The sequence below is a fragment of the Microbulbifer maximicatervae (SeqCode) genome (assembly GCF_052467615.1).
This window is the reverse complement of the sequence record NZ_CP174319.1, coordinates 4093809-4110027: the sequence shown is the minus strand read 5'-3', so window position 1 is coordinate 4110027 and position 16219 is coordinate 4093809. Positions and strand designations below refer to the sequence as shown.

14 protein-coding genes are annotated in these 16219 nt (G+C 44.1%); 12 read left to right on the top strand and 2 right to left on the bottom strand.

Annotated features, from left to right (window positions below; translation table 11 throughout):
- The first annotated feature begins 128 nt into the window (after positions 1-128).
- The 10 genes from ACJJIM_RS18015 to asnB all read left to right on the top strand — a co-directional run bounded on the left by ACJJIM_RS18015 (position 129) and on the right by asnB (position 13174).
- Positions 129-791, top strand: a complete 663-nt coding sequence (locus tag ACJJIM_RS18015; RefSeq protein ID WP_444911644.1) for an NUDIX domain-containing protein — start codon at positions 129-131, stop codon at positions 789-791.
- 87 nt (positions 792-878) lie between these two features.
- Positions 879-1400 (top strand): DUF1249 domain-containing protein, encoded by a 522-nt coding sequence (locus tag ACJJIM_RS18010; RefSeq protein WP_444907085.1) that lies wholly within the window; start codon positions 879-881, stop codon positions 1398-1400.
- 41 nt (positions 1401-1441) lie between these two features.
- The gene (gene cpdA, locus ACJJIM_RS18005; RefSeq protein WP_444892187.1) at positions 1442-2266 is read left to right on the top strand and encodes a 3',5'-cyclic-AMP phosphodiesterase; all 825 of its coding nucleotides are present in this window, start codon (positions 1442-1444) and stop codon (positions 2264-2266) included.
- Positions 2267-2610: 344 nt separating this feature from the next.
- Positions 2611-3285, top strand: coding sequence for a hypothetical protein (locus tag ACJJIM_RS18000; RefSeq protein ID WP_444911643.1), 675 nt, complete (start codon positions 2611-2613; stop codon positions 3283-3285).
- 102 nt (positions 3286-3387) lie between these two features.
- A complete protein-coding gene (locus ACJJIM_RS17995) occupies positions 3388-3981 on the top strand; it encodes a YqiA/YcfP family alpha/beta fold hydrolase (RefSeq protein ID WP_413663541.1) in 594 nt (197 codons plus the stop codon).
- A 12-nt stretch (positions 3982-3993) separates the two neighbouring features.
- A complete protein-coding gene (parE, locus tag ACJJIM_RS17990) occupies positions 3994-5880 on the top strand; it encodes a DNA topoisomerase IV subunit B (RefSeq protein WP_282931020.1) in 1887 nt (628 codons plus the stop codon).
- A gap of 83 nt (positions 5881-5963) precedes the next feature.
- Positions 5964-6734 (top strand): hypothetical protein, encoded by a 771-nt coding sequence (locus ACJJIM_RS17985; RefSeq protein ID WP_444911642.1) that lies wholly within the window; start codon positions 5964-5966, stop codon positions 6732-6734.
- A gap of 528 nt (positions 6735-7262) precedes the next feature.
- Positions 7263-7766 carry a hypothetical protein gene (locus ACJJIM_RS17980; protein WP_444911641.1) on the top strand — a complete coding sequence of 168 codons (504 nt, stop codon included), beginning with the start codon at positions 7263-7265 and terminating at the stop codon, positions 7764-7766.
- Between the two features lie 1381 nt (positions 7767-9147).
- On the top strand, positions 9148-10803 hold the full coding sequence (locus tag ACJJIM_RS17975; protein WP_444911640.1) for a hypothetical protein: 1656 nt from the start codon (positions 9148-9150) through the stop codon (positions 10801-10803).
- A gap of 436 nt (positions 10804-11239) precedes the next feature.
- Positions 11240-13174, top strand: coding sequence for an asparagine synthase (glutamine-hydrolyzing) (asnB, locus tag ACJJIM_RS17970; protein ID WP_444911639.1), 1935 nt, complete (start codon positions 11240-11242; stop codon positions 13172-13174).
- Positions 13175-13324: 150 nt separating this feature from the next.
- Here asnB and ACJJIM_RS17965 read toward each other — a convergent pair whose 3' ends face one another.
- Positions 13325-14116 carry an SDR family NAD(P)-dependent oxidoreductase gene (locus tag ACJJIM_RS17965; RefSeq protein ID WP_413663536.1) on the bottom strand — a complete coding sequence of 264 codons (792 nt, stop codon included), beginning with the start codon at positions 14114-14116 and terminating at the stop codon, positions 13325-13327.
- A 111-nt stretch (positions 14117-14227) separates the two neighbouring features.
- On the opposite strand from ACJJIM_RS17965, the gene ACJJIM_RS17960 reads away from it, so the two are divergent.
- Together ACJJIM_RS17960 and ACJJIM_RS17955 are read left to right on the top strand one after the other, a co-directional pair.
- Positions 14228-14584 carry a winged helix-turn-helix transcriptional regulator gene (locus ACJJIM_RS17960; RefSeq protein WP_413663535.1) on the top strand — a complete coding sequence of 119 codons (357 nt, stop codon included), beginning with the start codon at positions 14228-14230 and terminating at the stop codon, positions 14582-14584.
- A gap of 60 nt (positions 14585-14644) precedes the next feature.
- Positions 14645-15358 (top strand): NUDIX hydrolase, encoded by a 714-nt coding sequence (locus ACJJIM_RS17955; protein WP_413663534.1) that lies wholly within the window; start codon positions 14645-14647, stop codon positions 15356-15358.
- A gap of 20 nt (positions 15359-15378) precedes the next feature.
- Here the strand turns inward: ACJJIM_RS17955 and ACJJIM_RS17950 are convergent, their stop codons facing one another.
- Positions 15379-16218: an ADP-ribosylglycohydrolase family protein gene (locus tag ACJJIM_RS17950; RefSeq protein WP_413663533.1), complete on the bottom strand. Its 840-nt coding sequence runs from the start codon at positions 16216-16218 to the stop codon at positions 15379-15381.
- Position 16219 lies beyond the last annotated feature (1 nt).

The window sequence follows — 16219 nt, the reverse complement described above, 5'->3', positions numbered from 1 at the left end:
TCAACACGGAAACCCGGATAGCCTCTGCAGTCAGCGGCTGGTACGGTGGGCGCAGAGTATAACAGCTGGTACCCCGGTCTTGTCGCGGAAGCAGCGCAGCAAAACCGAAACCTAGGGAAAGACGAACCATGCCACAAGATAACAGTCGAACTGATTTAAACCCGGAGTTCACCGCTGATTCGGTAGACATAATTTCCAGGGAAACCGTGTTTAAGGGATTTTTCACTATGGTGCGCCTGCGATTGCGCCACCGCTTGTTTCGCGGGGGTTGGAGCAATGAAATAGAGCGGGAACTGTTTCAGCGCGGAGAGGCCGTTGGAGTCCTACTTTACGATCCTGTCAGGGACCTGTTGGCACTTACCGAGCAATTCCGCACTGGTGCCCTGGGGCGCCCAGCAGGGCCTTGGTGTCTTGAAGTGGTAGCCGGTATGGTGGAGAAAGGGGAGAGTCTGGAGGATGTAGCGCGCAGAGAGGTGTTGGAAGAGTCTGGATGTACTGTGGACGACCTGCATTTTATCCACAGTTATATCCCCAGCCCAGGGGGCAGCTCGGAGCGGATACATCTGTATTGTGCTCTGGTAGATTTGGAGCAGGCTGAGGGCGTATTCGGCTTGGCTGAGGAAAATGAGGATATCCGTTTGCGGGTATTCCCGAGGCAGAACGTCGTAGATGCGATGCGGGGGAATTACGGCCCGGGAGAAAACCCGATAGACAATGCCACCACACTGATTTCGGTGCAGTGGCTAGAGTTAAATCGGAAGCAGTTTACTCATATGACGCCACCCGCCTGAGCGGTCACAGCTCTTTGCGCTACTTTACCCGCACAAAAGGTAAACTGAGATGTAAGTCACGGCGGCAAATGAATTGGAGTGTTGATAATGGCTCTAGTACGTGAGGTAGGTGCGCACCAGCGCAGGCAGATGAAAATGTCGCCAAATGGCAACGGTAAAGCAGTATATCGCGTCGATTTACCGTCTTATCATGCCGACTGCGACGCTAACTACCTACGTCTACTGAGGCTGCTACCTGAGCTTTCAGAGAGAGAGCAATGGTGCTATCAAATCCCTGGTGGCAGCTTAAAGCTGAGAGTGGTAGCGAGATCCAGGTACACCACAGAAGTGTCACTGGACGCAGAGGTAAATCTCAGTGAAAGCCACTGGCTGGCATCTCCCAACCTGACCGCTCGTCTCTATCACGATGCGCGGATGGCAGAGGTGATAGCAGTTAATGGCTGTGGACCGGTAGGTGGTAAAGGAGTGGATATCGCTTACCCAAATTCCCGTATGCAGCGCGCAGATGAGAGGCCTCAGGCCAACCGTTTTCTCGGTGAGTGGCTTGAGTACTGTCTTGCAAATGGTCGCGCAGAATTTCAATTAGTGCTGGATGGCCGAAAAATTTAATTCTGCGGTAGAACACATGGATGTGATTACAAGGTGAGCAAGTGATTCGCGAGCACAATGAGCCTAGCAGGTCCGATAAGACCAATTCATATCGTCTGATCCAAATAACAGACCCACACATCGGCAGCCGGCCGGATTATCAATTACTGGGTTTGGATACCGGTCATACTTTGGATGAGGTACTGTCCGCAATCGTTTCCAGGCAGCAGGCAGCGCAGCTGCTGGTGGCGACAGGAGATATTAGCGCGAATGGGGCCGAGGCCTCTTACCGCCGGTTTCTTCAGAAAATGCGCAGGGTGCAGAAACCTTGGTACTGGCTACCAGGGAATCACGACTTAAGCTCTCGTATGAAACAGCTGGCCCCACAACGCTGTACAGAAGTGGTTGCCCTAGGAAATTGGCGCCTCTTGCTTCTCGATACCAGTGTTGAAAACCAGATATGTGGCGGTCTCAGCGAAGCTCAGCTTGAGCGTTTGCAGCTGCTGCTTTGGGAAACCCGGGAACACCCGGTAATGATCATGATGCACCACCAGCCGGTACAGGTGGGTAGTAAGTGGATTGATGGCCATATGCTGCGCGATGGACGTGAGCAACTCTTGCAAATGGTATCCAAAGCGCCCCAAGTCAAAGCGCTCGTGTGGGGCCATGTACATCAGCAGTTTGATAACCATGAGGGTCGGGTCGGCTTACATGCGACACCTTCCACATCTGTACAATTTACTCCGGGTAGTGGGCCTTTTGCTGTAGACGACGAGATGCCGGGATATCGTTGGTTCGATTTATATGATGACGGTAGCTATAAAACCGGGGTCGAACGGGTTGAGGTTTCAAAATACTCTGTTGATTTTGCATCTTCCGGCTACTGAGTCACTTCTCCTTGAGATGTGCCTGCTTTTTTGAAGTCCCACTTTGTGGGATTTCTATCGTGTTATTTAAGAGTTTCTAGCTCGCCTTTATTTGTAAAGCCTCCCTTTACGAACTTACCATTATCTTTTTTGTCTTCTGACCGTACAATGAAATTTCCCCAGACTTATGATCATTGATGATATTTGTTTAATGGGGCATACCAGAATCAATAGTAGTATTTGACAGTTGATAAAATACGCTAATAGGTACTGGGGTTTTATTTGTGCTACTGCCCCTCATTTCATGCGTATTTTGCAGCTACTCCGTCAGTTAAGTGGATAACATCGGGAAGTGAGGAATAATAATGAACAGAATATTTGTTTTACCGCTCATTGGCTTGGCGTTATTAGTCGGCGCCTGCGCTCATGATCCCAGTAAGGTGGGGGACTCAAAGTTGGCTGAACAGGAGGATAGCCAAGGTTTGGTTCCCAGATCCAGCTCGTTGGATGAAGTTGCCGCAGCCTTTGCTTTTGATATGAGCGGCTCCAAAGTGTTTATTGCCCCTGTGCAAATTGACTACACCAAGCGTTTTTCTTCGTTGCCGCGCACCCGCTACAGAGAGAAAGATTACGAGCTGGATGATAGGGACCTACAGCAGATGAATGCATTGTTGGTCAAAACGTTTGCCGAGAAGTTTCTCGAACCGCGTAACAGCGTGGTAGCAGAGGAGCAGGAAGAGGCAGATTACACATTGTCCTTATCCCTGGAGAAATTTTCGGTAGCTGCGCCACTGGACCCCTCTCCCTGGACCTGGCGCGTCTACACCGAGCAGAGTGCCTATGGCGTACTGGTTGGAACTCTTTATGATCGAGAGGGCAATGCAGTGATGCGCTTCCGGGATCGCCGCGATATCGGTGAGAACTTTGGTGCCTATGGCCCGGGTGGACGCTTGGAGCGCTTTACCAGTGTTACTTTCTGGTCTGATATGCGTGTAGATATGGGGCGGGCCTTTGCCAGTTTGAATCGCACATTGCTGTGATTCCCACACGGTTTGAGGCTTCTGGTTACATAGCGCCCCCGATTGACGATATGGGCGCTATAATCACCGCCTATGCAAACTAATGATCTTCAGGGAAGGCCGGTGCTGATATATCTGCACGGCTTCCTTTCATCACCACAGTCCTTCAAATGCCAGTTGATGCGGGAACGGCTCCAGGCCCAATACCCGCATGTTACCTTCTGTGCACCGCAGATTCCTCCCTATACAGAGGAGGCGCAGAAATCTTTGGTGGCTCTTGTGGAGGATCTCCTTCGGCAGTCCGATAGGGGACCCATTGGATTGGTGGGGAGTTCTATGGGGGGCTTTTGGTGCACTTACCTTGGTGAGCGCTTCCGATTGCCCGCTGTACTGATAAATCCCGCAGTGCGCCCCGCGCGCTTTATCCCAGCCTATGTGGGGAAGGTTTTAAAACCCTATAGCGGTGAAGAAGAGGAATTCCGTCTTACCCAGGTTGATGTAGATGCCATGCAGCGGGTACAGGCTGAATTGGAGAAGCCGTTACAGAGTCGCTACTGGTTACTCGCCCAGCGCGGGGATGAAGTTCTGGATTATCGCGATGCGCAGGATTTCTACCAAGGGCAACGCCAGACCATTGAAGACGGTGGCGATCATAGTTTTCAGGAGTTCGCACGCTATTGCGACCCTATCACCGAATTTCTATTTAACGAGCAGTAATCAATAAGAATTATGGCTAATTATTCCGCCGAAGATATTGAGGTACTCACGGGACTAGATCCGGTGCGTAAGCGCCCCGGGATGTATACCGATACCGCACGCCCAAATCACCTGGCTCAGGAGGTAATCGACAACAGTGTCGACGAAGCTCTCGCCGGACATGCCAAGAAAATTGAAGTGGTGTTACACAAGGACCACTCGCTTTCTGTCAGCGACAACGGCCGCGGTATGCCCGTCGATATCCACCCTGAGCAGGGACGGCCTGGTGTAGAGGTTATCCTTTCCACCCTGCATGCCGGCGGTAAGTTTTCCAATGATAATTACCAATTCTCCGGTGGCCTTCACGGCGTCGGTGTTTCGGTGGTTAATGCCCTCTCAAAAGTGCTGGAGGTTACTATTCAGCGAGATGGCAAGGTTCATCGCATTGGCTTTAAGGATGGTGAAAAGGCCTCCGATCTGGAAGTAGTAGGTGAGTGCGGCAAGCGCACAACAGGCACCAGTGTTCGCTTCTTACCAGATCCCCAATATTTTGATTCCGCTAAATTTTCAGTGGTGCGCCTAAGACACCTTCTGCGTGCCAAGGCGGTGCTCTGCCCGGGCCTCACGGTTACGTTTATCAATGAGCAGGATGGCGAGTCCGATGAGTGGTATTACGAAGATGGCCTCAAGGACTATTTGGCCGCTGCAAATCAGGGTTGGGAAGTACTGCCAGCAGAGCCATTTGTAGGCAGTTTTGCAGCTACTACTGAGGCGGCAGATTGGGCCGTTCAATGGTTGCCAGAGGGTGGAGAAGTCACCGCCGAATCCTACGTAAACTTGATTCCCACCGCTCAGGGCGGTACTCATGTCAACGGTTTGCGGGCTGGCCTGCTGGAAGCAATGCGCGAATACTGTGAAATCCGCAATCTGCTACCGCGCGGAATTAAATTGGGACCAGAAGATATTTGGAGCCAGTGTTCTTACGTTCTCTCTGCCAAACTGGCTGATCCCCAATTCTCGGGCCAGACAAAAGAAAGACTTTCCTCCCGTGAAGCGACCGCATTTATTTCCGGTGTCGCTAAAGATGCATTCAGTTTGTGGCTAAATCAGCATACGGAAGAGGGCGATAAACTGGCGGAACTGTGTATTGGCAATGCACAGAAGCGCATGCGCTCCGCAAAAAAAGTTGCACGTAAAAAAGTTACTCAGGGACCGGCCTTGCCTGGAAAACTGGCAGACTGCTCCAGTGGAGATACCACGCGTTCTGAACTCTTTCTGGTGGAGGGAGATTCAGCTGGTGGCTCCGCCAAGCAGGCGCGAGACCGGGAATTCCAAGCTATCATGCCCTTGCGCGGTAAAATCCTGAATACCTGGGAAGTTGACTCAGGGGAAATTCTCGCTAGCCAGGAGGTACATGATATTGCTGTAGCCCTCGGCGTGGACCCGGGCAGCGATAACCTGGAAGGCTTGCGTTACAACAAAATCTGTATCCTCGCCGATGCCGACTCAGACGGCCTGCACATTGCCACGCTGTTATGCGCGCTTTTCTTACGTCATTTCCGGCCGTTGGTCACTAACGGTCATGTCTATGTGGCCATGCCCCCACTGTTCCGAATTGATATCGGTAAAGACGTTTATTATGCGCTGGATGAATCTGAGAAACAGGGCATTCTCGATCGTATCAGTGCAGAAAAGAAAAAGGGCAAGATTCAGGTAACCCGATTTAAGGGATTGGGAGAAATGAATCCTATGCAATTGCGTGAAACTACGATGGACCCCAATACCCGTCGTCTGGTACAGCTCTATATAGATTCAGGAGATGACAGTAATCAACTACTAGATATGCTCCTAGCTAAAAAGCGTGCTGGAGACCGCAAGCAGTGGTTGGAAAGTAAAGGGAATCTGGCTGAAGTGGGTTAAGCTCTAATTAATCTCTGATCTATTTTTCTTAGGTTGCCTTAGTTTACTAGGGCAACAATTTAAAGCTCTATGGAAGGTGTTTTGTGAAATTAAGCCATTTATTTATCTTATTTGTTTTTTTAGTTTCTCCTTTAACCGGATTGGCCAAAGACATTCAGTCTTTGCTAAATCAGGAAGTAGATAACTTTATAGCTGAATTAAAAGGTGAAGATAATTTAGCTTTGACCAAAGCTGCTAATCGTATTACAGGATCTGGATTAAGCGATGAACGTTTATTTGATGTGGCTGAACAGCTTCTCCTGGAAAAACACCAGGCGAATATGACAGTTGCTCAACGTGATGAACAAGTGATTAGTGAAATCGTTAATTTGTTACGTACACTTTCGTCATCTGGGAATACAAAATATTCCCCCACTATCAATAAGATAATGCGCGAAAGTGGTAATCGTGCGATTAGAAATCGAGCGAAGCATGTGCTGACTAAGTTTAATTTTTATCGAAAGCGCAATGCAATAATGCAGAATATGGAAGGCCATGTAGCCACTAATAGCTTGCATACTACACGGTTACTAAATTTGCTTAATAGTAACGATATGATCATGCAGCGATTTGCCGCTGAGGAAGTTGTCCGTGACGGAACTGCTGAAGTTGCAATTCAGGAGTGGTTTTACCAAGCGGTAGAGAAGGATGTTCGACAGCCTGTAGATAAACTGCATATCGATACACTCGCTTGGTACTGCAAAGCACTAGGTACGGTTAATAAAAGTGAGTACAAGGAATTTCTGAACTCTATAGCTAATGATAGAAATGTACACAGAAAAATCAGAAGACACGTTAGGAAAATTCTCGGCTAGGTAGCTACAACTGAGCGAAATGCATTTGTCATTTCGCTCATAACTCACCTTTCACTCTCCTCTCCTGTTTTCTGTTGGTATAGAAGTATGTTTAACACATGTGGTCGCGATTTTCTTTAGGTTGATATACGTCATCTCTTCCTTCTCGGTTTAATCTTGGCGGGTGCATTTACTTACTAATTTAAAATTTCTAAAATTTAATGGCAGAGGAATTGTTTTTGCTTTTATCTAAAGGTTATGTCGTTGGCTGATTGTATATAGGGTATTTAGGCGTGCAAGTATTTTTTTCTGCTTGGTGAGATCTATTAGGTGACAATAATATTAGAGTTGTGGATACGTTAACCTTCTTCTTGTTTTCTTTGGTCGTCAGTCTTCCAGATGCCTAGAAATAGGAAATGAACGTTACAAGGTAGGTGATTATATAATTTTGGTAATAGAACGTTATCTGTTGGTAAATCTGTAAAATCTAAGAGTTGGCACTAAAAGTTATGTAAATTACCGTCTTGTTCGAAGGAGTAGAGCCGGATTATGGTATGGGATACATTAAGTGCTGTTGGCGAGCTTGTTGGAGCTTTCGCGGTTGTCGCATCCTTGGTCTATCTTGCTGCTTTAATAAGAGTTCAGAATAAAGAATCCAAGATTGCTTCTATGCATGAGATATCTATTGCTCATCGAGAAGCTGTAGCAGCAATTTGTGAAGGTCCAATGGCAGATGTTTTTGCGAGTGCGATGAAGGATTTCGATTCGTTATCTAGTGCTGACACCTTGAGAGTCATTGGTTTTGTATATCGTTTTTTTAAGATCTGGGAAGAAGCTTATTTCCAATACAAGGCAAACAGACTCGATTTTACTATTTGGGACTCAATGACTCGTCAATATACAGCATACTTATCAATGGCACCTTTTAAAAGGATATGGGAGTTGCGCTCTGAATATGTAGCTCCCGAATTCCGTGATTATGTTAATTCAAGAAAATCAGTAGATTTGGTTTTACCAAATTCAATTAGTAATAGAGGTGATTCTAAAGGTTAATCTTAAATTATGCCTTAATAGGGCTGTGATTTATCTAGATGTTGTAAAAGGAATCGTCATATTAAATTTGTCTGCTGGTAGCATCACTCTCAACAAGATCAATAATAATCCAATTGTGAAAGATGTATTTTCTCTTTCTGAGTGCCAATAGTAGGTTGTATAACCGATAGTAAGGCAAAATATATAATGAATGAATATTGTGGGGTCATGGGAGTTCGTAAATCCAGGATGAAACCGTGAATTCGAAAATTACATACAGGGCGAGCTGGAAGAGTAGTTGAGTATCCAATAGCTTGAGCTCCAAATAAATATTGGAATACTCACAGGTTTTTGTTACAAGAAATTGCTACTACACCTTTTTAAACTGCTTTCATGCATAAAAGGTATGGGATACGATAAAAATAATACTCTATCATCCAAATGGCTAGAAGCCCAAATTTCTTATTTTTGATGCACGAAAGTTTTTAAGCTGCCATCTCTTTATTGATTTATTTTGTGTGATTATATGGGGTATCTAGCTTCAAATTGCTAAAAAGCTATCCATATTTTGGCTTACTAAGAAGTTTTAAGTCACACTTCTTTATGAAAACGTACCCTCAAGTTCGGACAGATATCTAGCCATTAAAGACTTTTAGTTGGACCTATTGTTCTAATTCGGAGGGTAAAAATATATTTATTAAAAAAAGTTCACTCTGTCAGTTGAATCTTGTAGGCTGCTTAAAAGTATCAGTGTGTTTAGATGGTCGTTTCATTATAAGTGCCTTATACAGCCTCGGATATAATGTGAAGAGTGATAGTTTATAGGTTAAATTAATGAATTATGTTTATAGACATTGCTATTGGTTTCGTATTGGTCGGTTGCTCCATTTGGTGTGCAGAATAATTGGCGCAAACCCAATGATAAAAGATAAATAGTGTAGACGTTGATTAGAGTTTTACACTTTGTTTAGTAGTTATTACTGCCGGCTGCTGAACAAATAAAATATATATAATAATGTCTGCTCGTCTGAGTTTTTGCTTTATATGTTTTTTCATGCTGGTTATTTTAGCCTTAAAGTTCATATTAGCTATTGTGAGTTCAAGAAGTGAATTTCTAAGTCTCAACTGGCAAATTAATAAAGCAGTCTTAGCCCTTAATCCTGTCAAGGCTCTAAAAGAGAATCAAACTTAAATCTATAAAAGGGGTTGTTTATTTACGAATATATTCGAAGTTTATTCTAATTTTACCTCTCGCAGTAGTTCTTGTTGGAGATATTTTAGTGCTAAGGCGATGCGAGAATAGTCTGTATTTTCGTGTTGACAATAAAAATTATATCTAATTAATAGCTAAGGATAAGAGAGTTTTGAAAAATTATACGATGACCTATAAGGAAAGCAAATAGTGAAATTTAATATTAACCTAGCAATCTTGATGTTCAGTGTATATCTTTCAGGTTGTAATGGATCTTCGAGCGGGGGAGATAATCCAGACACAGGTGGCGAGCTTACAGCTGCTACGATGGCGGTCCATTATGAGAAACCTAAAACGCTAACCTTTCGCTGGAGCGATATTTCTGGGGCAACTTATTATCAGTTATTTGAAAATGCTGATGGGCACTCTGGGTTTGAACCTATTGGAAACCCCATTGCGCCAAAAGAAGAGCAAATTGAATTAGTGGTGCCTTTATTCAAAAAGCTTAATGCCCAATACTTATTGCAAACCTGCGATGATCAGAGATGTATCGATTCTGATGCAGTAGCGATTGATCAGGATGTGATAGGCAGTATCGGTTATTTTAAACCCAGTAATACGGATGCTGACGATCAGTTTGGTTGGAATCTAGCAATTAGCGATGATGGCAACCTGCTTGCAGTAGGTGCTCCTCTCGAAGATAGCGGTGGTGACCAAGAGGATAACCTGACACCTGATTCAGGTGCAGTTTATATTTTTAGTCGGGAAGATGGCGAATGGACACAGCAAGCCTATCTTAAGTCTCCAGACCCTCAAGAAGCTGCAGAGTTTGGAACTGCATTGAGTCTTAGCGATGATGGTTATACGCTTGCAGTAGGGGCATTCAAGGAGAACGGGGAAAATGATAATTTTTCTGCGGGCGCTGTTCATATTTTTTCCCGAAGTAATGAAGGTTGGGTCCATAGCGCCCGACTTCAAGCAGACAATCAAGGAAATAATGACCTATTTGGTTATGCCCTTAGCCTTAGTGGGAATGGTTCTACTTTAGCAGTAACCGCACCCAGTGAAGATGGTGGTCTTGATGGTGATTCTATTGAAGATTCTGGAGCTGTATATGTGTTCCGTAATGAGGAGGGAGGTTGGTCACAGCATGCCTACATTAAGGCTACTGATAGTTCTGAGGGGTTAGGTTTTGGCTCTTCGATAAGCCTTGATGATGCCGGGGCTTCATTCGCAGTTGGGGCTTATACTGACAATGCAGAGGCAGGTTCCGTTTATCTATATCAGTTGGATGGTGAATCTTGGGTAGAAGATAGCAAGATATCGGCTAGTAATCCTGTCGCTAGTGATTGGTTTGGATTTGCGCTCAATTTAAGTGGTAATGGGCAAACTCTAGCAGTTGGCGCCCCATTACAAAGTGGATCTAACAGTGGCGCTGTCTACATTTTTTCTCGAAAAGAAAATGCTTGGGAGCAAACTGCCTATTTGAAAGCTTCCAATCCTCATGTATCGGCTTACTTTGGAGAGGCGGTAAACCTGAGTAATGATGGCAGTTTTATCGCCGTGGGAGCATGGGGAGAGAAAAGCTATAGCCAAGGATTGTTCGGAGATAGTACAGACGAATCTTCAAATAAAGCAGGAGCAGTTTATACCTATATATTTAATGGCGTAGACTGGTCTAGTGAGGCTTATATTAAGGCGAGCAACACAGACTCGGGAGACAAATTTGGTGGCTCTGTTGCGCTAAGTGGAGATGGAGCTAGTTTAGCAGTAGGGGCGAACGGTGAAGGAAGTGCCGATAGTGGTTTACTCGCAAGCCCTGAGAACAATGAAGCTTATTCTTCAGGAGCGGTTTATATTTATTGATTGGGCTGTATAATTTGTATTTACGTATAAAGTTAGTTGTTTGAGTTTAAATGGTATTGTTATCATTAATCTAGACCGAATGGAATACGTACAATGTAAATTTTAGAGATCTTTATTCTAAGTAAAGATTTTAGGTTGCTCAGGTAAATCAAAAGATTTTCCTAGAGCAGCAATATATCTAGAGTTTTAGCTAAAGCTTAGCTGGATAGTGAAAGAAAATGATATCTTTAAAATTTATAACTCTCTTTAAGTCTGAGCTTGTAATCAAGCTCAGCTAGTGAAATGTGAGTTTGGTTATAAATTTTAATCTCATACTTATCTCTAGTTCAATTCTTTAATGTATAAGTATTTGTTCGCTTTTTTTTGAGTAGATGGCGCGAAGTACTTTTTTGCTAATCTGAGGCAGTCCTTCTATCGATATTGGGGAGGCAGCAAAATGTGTGGGCTGCTAGCTGTATTTTCAAATACCGTTGTATACAACCGGGAACAGATTTATCGAGCATTACAGACCCTTTCCCATCGAGGGCCTGATGGTGAAGGGTTCTGGTCATCAGGAGATGGACGGGCCTGGCTGGCTCATAAGCGCCTAAGTATTATTGACTTGGAAGGTGGTCAGCAGCCACTATTGAGTGATGATGGAGAGGTAGTCTGCATTGTTAATGGTGAATTTTATAATTATTTAGAGATAAAAGATGATTTGATAAGGTGGAACTATCGTTTTCTTACACAATCGGATAGTGAAATACTTATCGGCCTATATCAAGAGTTTGGCGTTTATTGCTTGGACTATCTTCGAGGAGAATTTTCTTTCGTACTTTACGATAAAAGAAAAAACTTAATATTTTCTGCTCGAGATAGATTTGGAATAAAACCTCTTTTTTATTACTGGGCAGATGGATGCTTGTGTTTTGCATCAGAAGTTAAGGCCTTCAAAGCGCTTGGCTTGCCGATAGATTGGAATCCACATACTTTTTGGCAAGAAATTAGCTTCTTGCATGCTCCAGCCTCTAGCTTATTTAACAATATTCATGAGCTTCCTCCTGGTCATTATGGTTTGGCCTATTTGGATAATCTACAATTTTCGACTCATCTTTATTGGAATTTACACTTCCCCACTATTGCGGAACAAAGAAGTAATGTTTTCGATGAGAAAGAGGTTATTAGTGAGGTGCGCGAGCGCTTCTCTGAATCGATTAAGTTAAGGCTCAAAGCTGATGTACCTGTTGCCTGCTATTTGAGTGGTGGCATAGATGCCTCTTCCGTGCTTGGTATAGCGCAAGGTATGGTGGATAAGCCGATCGATGCATTCACCTTATCTTTTGATCATCCGGCCTATGATGAGTCCTCTAACGCAAAATCCATGACTGATTACTTGGGAAGTAATTATCACCCTGTTGAAATTGATAGTGACACACTGATCTCTTGCTTTGAGGATACTGCTTATACCGGCGAAAAAATGTTCTTTAACGGTAACGCTATCACTAAATATGTTCTAAGCCGAGTTGTTCGAGAGCACGGTTATAAAGTGGTTCTTACTGGGGATGGAGCAGATGAAGTATTTGCTGGTTACGGTTGGTTCAGGCAAGATTTTATCGAAAATTATTTAGATGCAATTCCAAAAAAAGAAAAGCAAGCTATCTTGCAGAAATTGCAGTCTGGTGATCCTGTTTCCGAAGGCGTTTTTATGGCCTCTACAAGAATGCATCAGTCACAGGTGGTGAAGTCAGCCCTTGGCTTCTTTCCAAACTGGATGCAGAGCTTTATGGATATGGGCACAAAGATATTCCCATTGTTTTGTGAGGGTTATGCCGAGTATATACAGAACTTACAGCCTGCAGAAACTCTGTTGGAACACTTGGGAGGTGCCTTTTCGGTTAAGAACAGGTCCATTTTATCAAAAAGTCTATATACCTTTACCAAGTCTATGCTGCCCCACTATGTTCTTACAATGATGGGGGATAGAACAGAAATGGCTCACTCTATCGAAGGGCGCCTACCTTTTCTGGATCATCACCTGGTTGAGTATGTCTCAGTATTGCCGGATAAATACAAGATTCGCGGGTTAACGGAGAAATATATACTCAGAGAAGCCATGAAACCTGTGTTAACAGAGCAAGTATACAAGAAGCAAAAACAGCCTCTTTGGACTCCACCACTTACGGATAAGAAAAACAGGAAACTTTATGAATATATGAAGGATATTGTTCATAGCCGTGCAACTTTGGATATGCCGTTTTTGGACCATAAGAAGGCAATTAGATTTTTTGAGAAGAGTGATAGCTTATTGCAAGCCGATCAGAATGTTGTTGATGCTGTAAAATACCTTATAGTGAGTGGTATTTTGTTGCACAAGCGATTGGTCATGTCTTAGGATTTAATTTTCTACTTTAGATGGTTTTGATGGTTTACTCTGGATATTTAAATAAAAGGTAAAATAACAATTCTTTAGCAGGAGCTGCAGTGCAGGAATTTCTCTAAATTGAGCCCGAATAAAATACTTCTATCCGGGCGTTTTGGTATTCTAGTTTCTCCCAGCAATTACCCCGCCATCAACGTCCCAAATGGCTCCAGTTACCCAACTTGCTTTGTCGCTTAAAAGAAAATCTACGACACCAGCGATGTCCTGGGGGGTACCAATTCTGCCAATAGGGTGAAAGTTATCGAAGGAAGCAAGTGCTTGGTCTATTTCCCCCGAATCGATAAAGGACTCATAGATAGGCGTCTTAACCACCGCAGGGGATACTGCATTAACACGAATTTTGTGATCGGCCAGTTCCATCGCCATATGTTGGGTGAGCGAATGTAAACCGGCTTTGGCCATTGAATAGGCTGAGGAGGGTGTCGCCTTTACGGATTGCTTGGCCCACATGGAGCCAATATTCACTACACTCCCTCCGCCGTTGTCTACCATGTTTCTTGTTACGGCCTGGCTAATAAAGAAGGTGGCACGGTTGAGGTCGAGATAAGTGTCGTAGTCTTCCCGAGTATGTTCAAGAAATGCAGTAGGATTAAAATATCCAGCGGCGTTTACCAGGTATTTAAAATGATGATTGCTGGATTTTATATATTCGATAATATCGCTGATATCAGCCTGTTGATAGAGGTCTGCCTGAAGTGCTTCTGCAGAGCCCATCTGAGTTAATTCGTTGTGGGCTCTTTCAAGTTTGTTGAGATTATTGCCAATAATAACTGTGTGGATTCCCTGTTTCACCAGTAGGTTTGCAATGGCGAGTCCCATACCACTGGAACCACCAACGATTAAGGCAACTTCTTTTTGTTCAGTAGAATCTGGTCTTTTAGTGGAGTCACTCATATTATTTCCTCACTGAGATATGCTCATTACGTGAGTGGAGTTTAGAAAAGAATCGGATAGGTTGAAAAGTAAGCACAAAATGGTGCACTAGTTACTTTTTGGTAAGTATTGATGAAATCAGAGAAAAACATGCTCACGCGAAAGCGCCCGCCCAAGAGAAGTGCCAGAATGGTTGAGACTATCTATGGCTGTAAATGGTCCCTTACTGTCTATCAGCTTCTGGCTGGAGGGGTAAATCGACCGGGGGAGATGGTTCGCAGCGTTGAGGGTTTGACTACCAAGGTCCTGAATGAATGTTTACGAAGAAATATGGAGTTCGGGATACTGGAGCGGATCAGCTATGCAGAGATTCCTCCCCGTGTGGAATATAACGTTACAGAATTTGGACAGAAATTCCTGAGAATTCTGGACGACTTGGAAAAGCTACAAGAGGAAATTGACGGCTCAGAATTATCTGAAAGTAAATAACTTTATCCCACCAATACCTTCGAGTTACACTAAGTGTCTAAATGATACTTGTCTCTCCCTATGAATGAAAAAGACTATATAGCTCGCTATGAGAAGCGTAACTTTGACGCTCCTTTAGTTACTGTGGATGCAGTTCTATTTACCTATCACGAAGGCTTTCTCAAGGTGTTATTGGTTAAGCGCTCGGCTCACCCAGAGAAAGGAAAGTGGGCTTTGCCTGGAGGATTTGTCTCTGAAACCGAAGATAATAGTCTGGAGGCGGCGGTTAACCGAAAGCTAAAAGAAAAGACATCAGTTATACCTCCCTATTTAGAGCAGCTTTATACCTTTGGTGGATCTAGCCGAGACAAGCGCGGATGGTCGATATCGGTTGCCTATACTGCCTTGATTGCCCACCAGCGCTGTGCAAGTGCAATCGATACCGTATCGAGTGTGGACTGGTTGCCTTACTCTCAGATATCTCAATTATCTCTGGCTTTTGATCATCAGGAAATTATTAGTCGTGCCCATGAGCGTTTGGTTCAAAAAGCGCTCTATACTATTGTGCCTGCATTTGCATTACCGGAAACTTTTACCTTGCCAGAGTTGCAGCATGTACATGAGGCAATAATTGGTAAACCAATACAGAAAAAATCATTTCGCAGGCGAATTGAGCAGGCAAATTTGTTAGTAGATACTGGTGAAAAACGTTCTGAAAAAGGTCGGCCTGCAGCGCTCTATCGTTTGAGTGAAAGCTCCGCTGATCATAAATTTATAAGAAATTTAGAGCTTTAACTGAAAAATAGTTTCGCTTCTTAAGATAAAAAATTGTTAACTAATTTTTTATCTAGCTCAATCAAGTATTGGTATCCATAAGTACTATTTTCCAGGCCAGAGAGTAAACTGAAAGGAAGTTCCAAATCGTACTCTCTGGTAAGTGCTGCAAGCCCGCAGGCAATTGCGGCGACACTATCAGTATCACCACCAAAATCTATACAGGTCTTCAATAGTCCAAGGAAGTCTCGATTACTTTGTAGTGCTATATTTACCGCAGCCAAGGTTTCTAAGGCATCACAGTTGACCTTGCCAGACCAGCTTCCTATTAATTTTAGGTTGAGCTTTTTCTCAATAAGCTTGGGCAACTCAATTAGAGTTGATTTTTGGTAGATTAATAGATGTGCCATTAGGGCAACTGCTTGAGCAGATAAGATCCCCTCTTCGGTATTGTGCGTAACGCTAGCTTGGCATTTAGCCACTGTTAGTAGTTGATCAATATCGGGAATAAGCCCAAGGGGTACTGAGCGCATTGCTGCACCGTTACGTTTGCTGTGAGGCCTTATCTTGCGAGTTAGATCCTTTCCAGTTTCACAGCTATCGAGAAGGCTTTGAAAGCCTGATGCATATCCAAGGCGAGGATCACGCTTATAAGCGTGGATAAAAGCTTGTGCAAAGTCCGACTCTTGGGGATTCGAATTCTCAAGAAGGAGCTCAGCAATAGCCAAGCTCATCTGAGTATCGTCGGTATAACAACCGGGTTTGATGCCAAGGGGATGAGAGATATACCCGTTAGCATGATTGTTATTGTTAATAATCTCACGGCTACAAAACTCAAATCCGGCTCCGTAGGCATCTCCAACTGCAATTTCCAATAACATC

Coding starts and splice junctions, on each gene's coding strand:
- ACJJIM_RS18015 (WP_444911644.1), top strand. CDS start 129: ATGCCACAAGATAACAGTCGAACTGATTTAAACCCGGAGTTCACCGCT.
- ACJJIM_RS18010 (WP_444907085.1), top strand. CDS start 879: ATGGCTCTAGTACGTGAGGTAGGTGCGCACCAGCGCAGGCAGATGAAA.
- ACJJIM_RS18000 (WP_444911643.1), top strand. CDS start 2,611: ATGAACAGAATATTTGTTTTACCGCTCATTGGCTTGGCGTTATTAGTC.
- parE (WP_282931020.1), top strand. CDS start 3,994: ATGGCTAATTATTCCGCCGAAGATATTGAGGTACTCACGGGACTAGAT.
- ACJJIM_RS17980 (WP_444911641.1), top strand. CDS start 7,263: ATGGTATGGGATACATTAAGTGCTGTTGGCGAGCTTGTTGGAGCTTTC.
- asnB (WP_444911639.1), top strand. CDS start 11,240: ATGTGTGGGCTGCTAGCTGTATTTTCAAATACCGTTGTATACAACCGG.
- ACJJIM_RS17965 (WP_413663536.1), bottom strand. CDS start 14,116: ATGAGTGACTCCACTAAAAGACCAGATTCTACTGAACAAAAAGAAGTT.
- ACJJIM_RS17960 (WP_413663535.1), top strand. CDS start 14,228: ATGAAATCAGAGAAAAACATGCTCACGCGAAAGCGCCCGCCCAAGAGA.
- ACJJIM_RS17955 (WP_413663534.1), top strand. CDS start 14,645: ATGAATGAAAAAGACTATATAGCTCGCTATGAGAAGCGTAACTTTGAC.
- ACJJIM_RS17950 (WP_413663533.1), bottom strand. CDS start 16,218: ATGTTATTGGAAATTGCAGTTGGAGATGCCTACGGAGCCGGATTTGAG.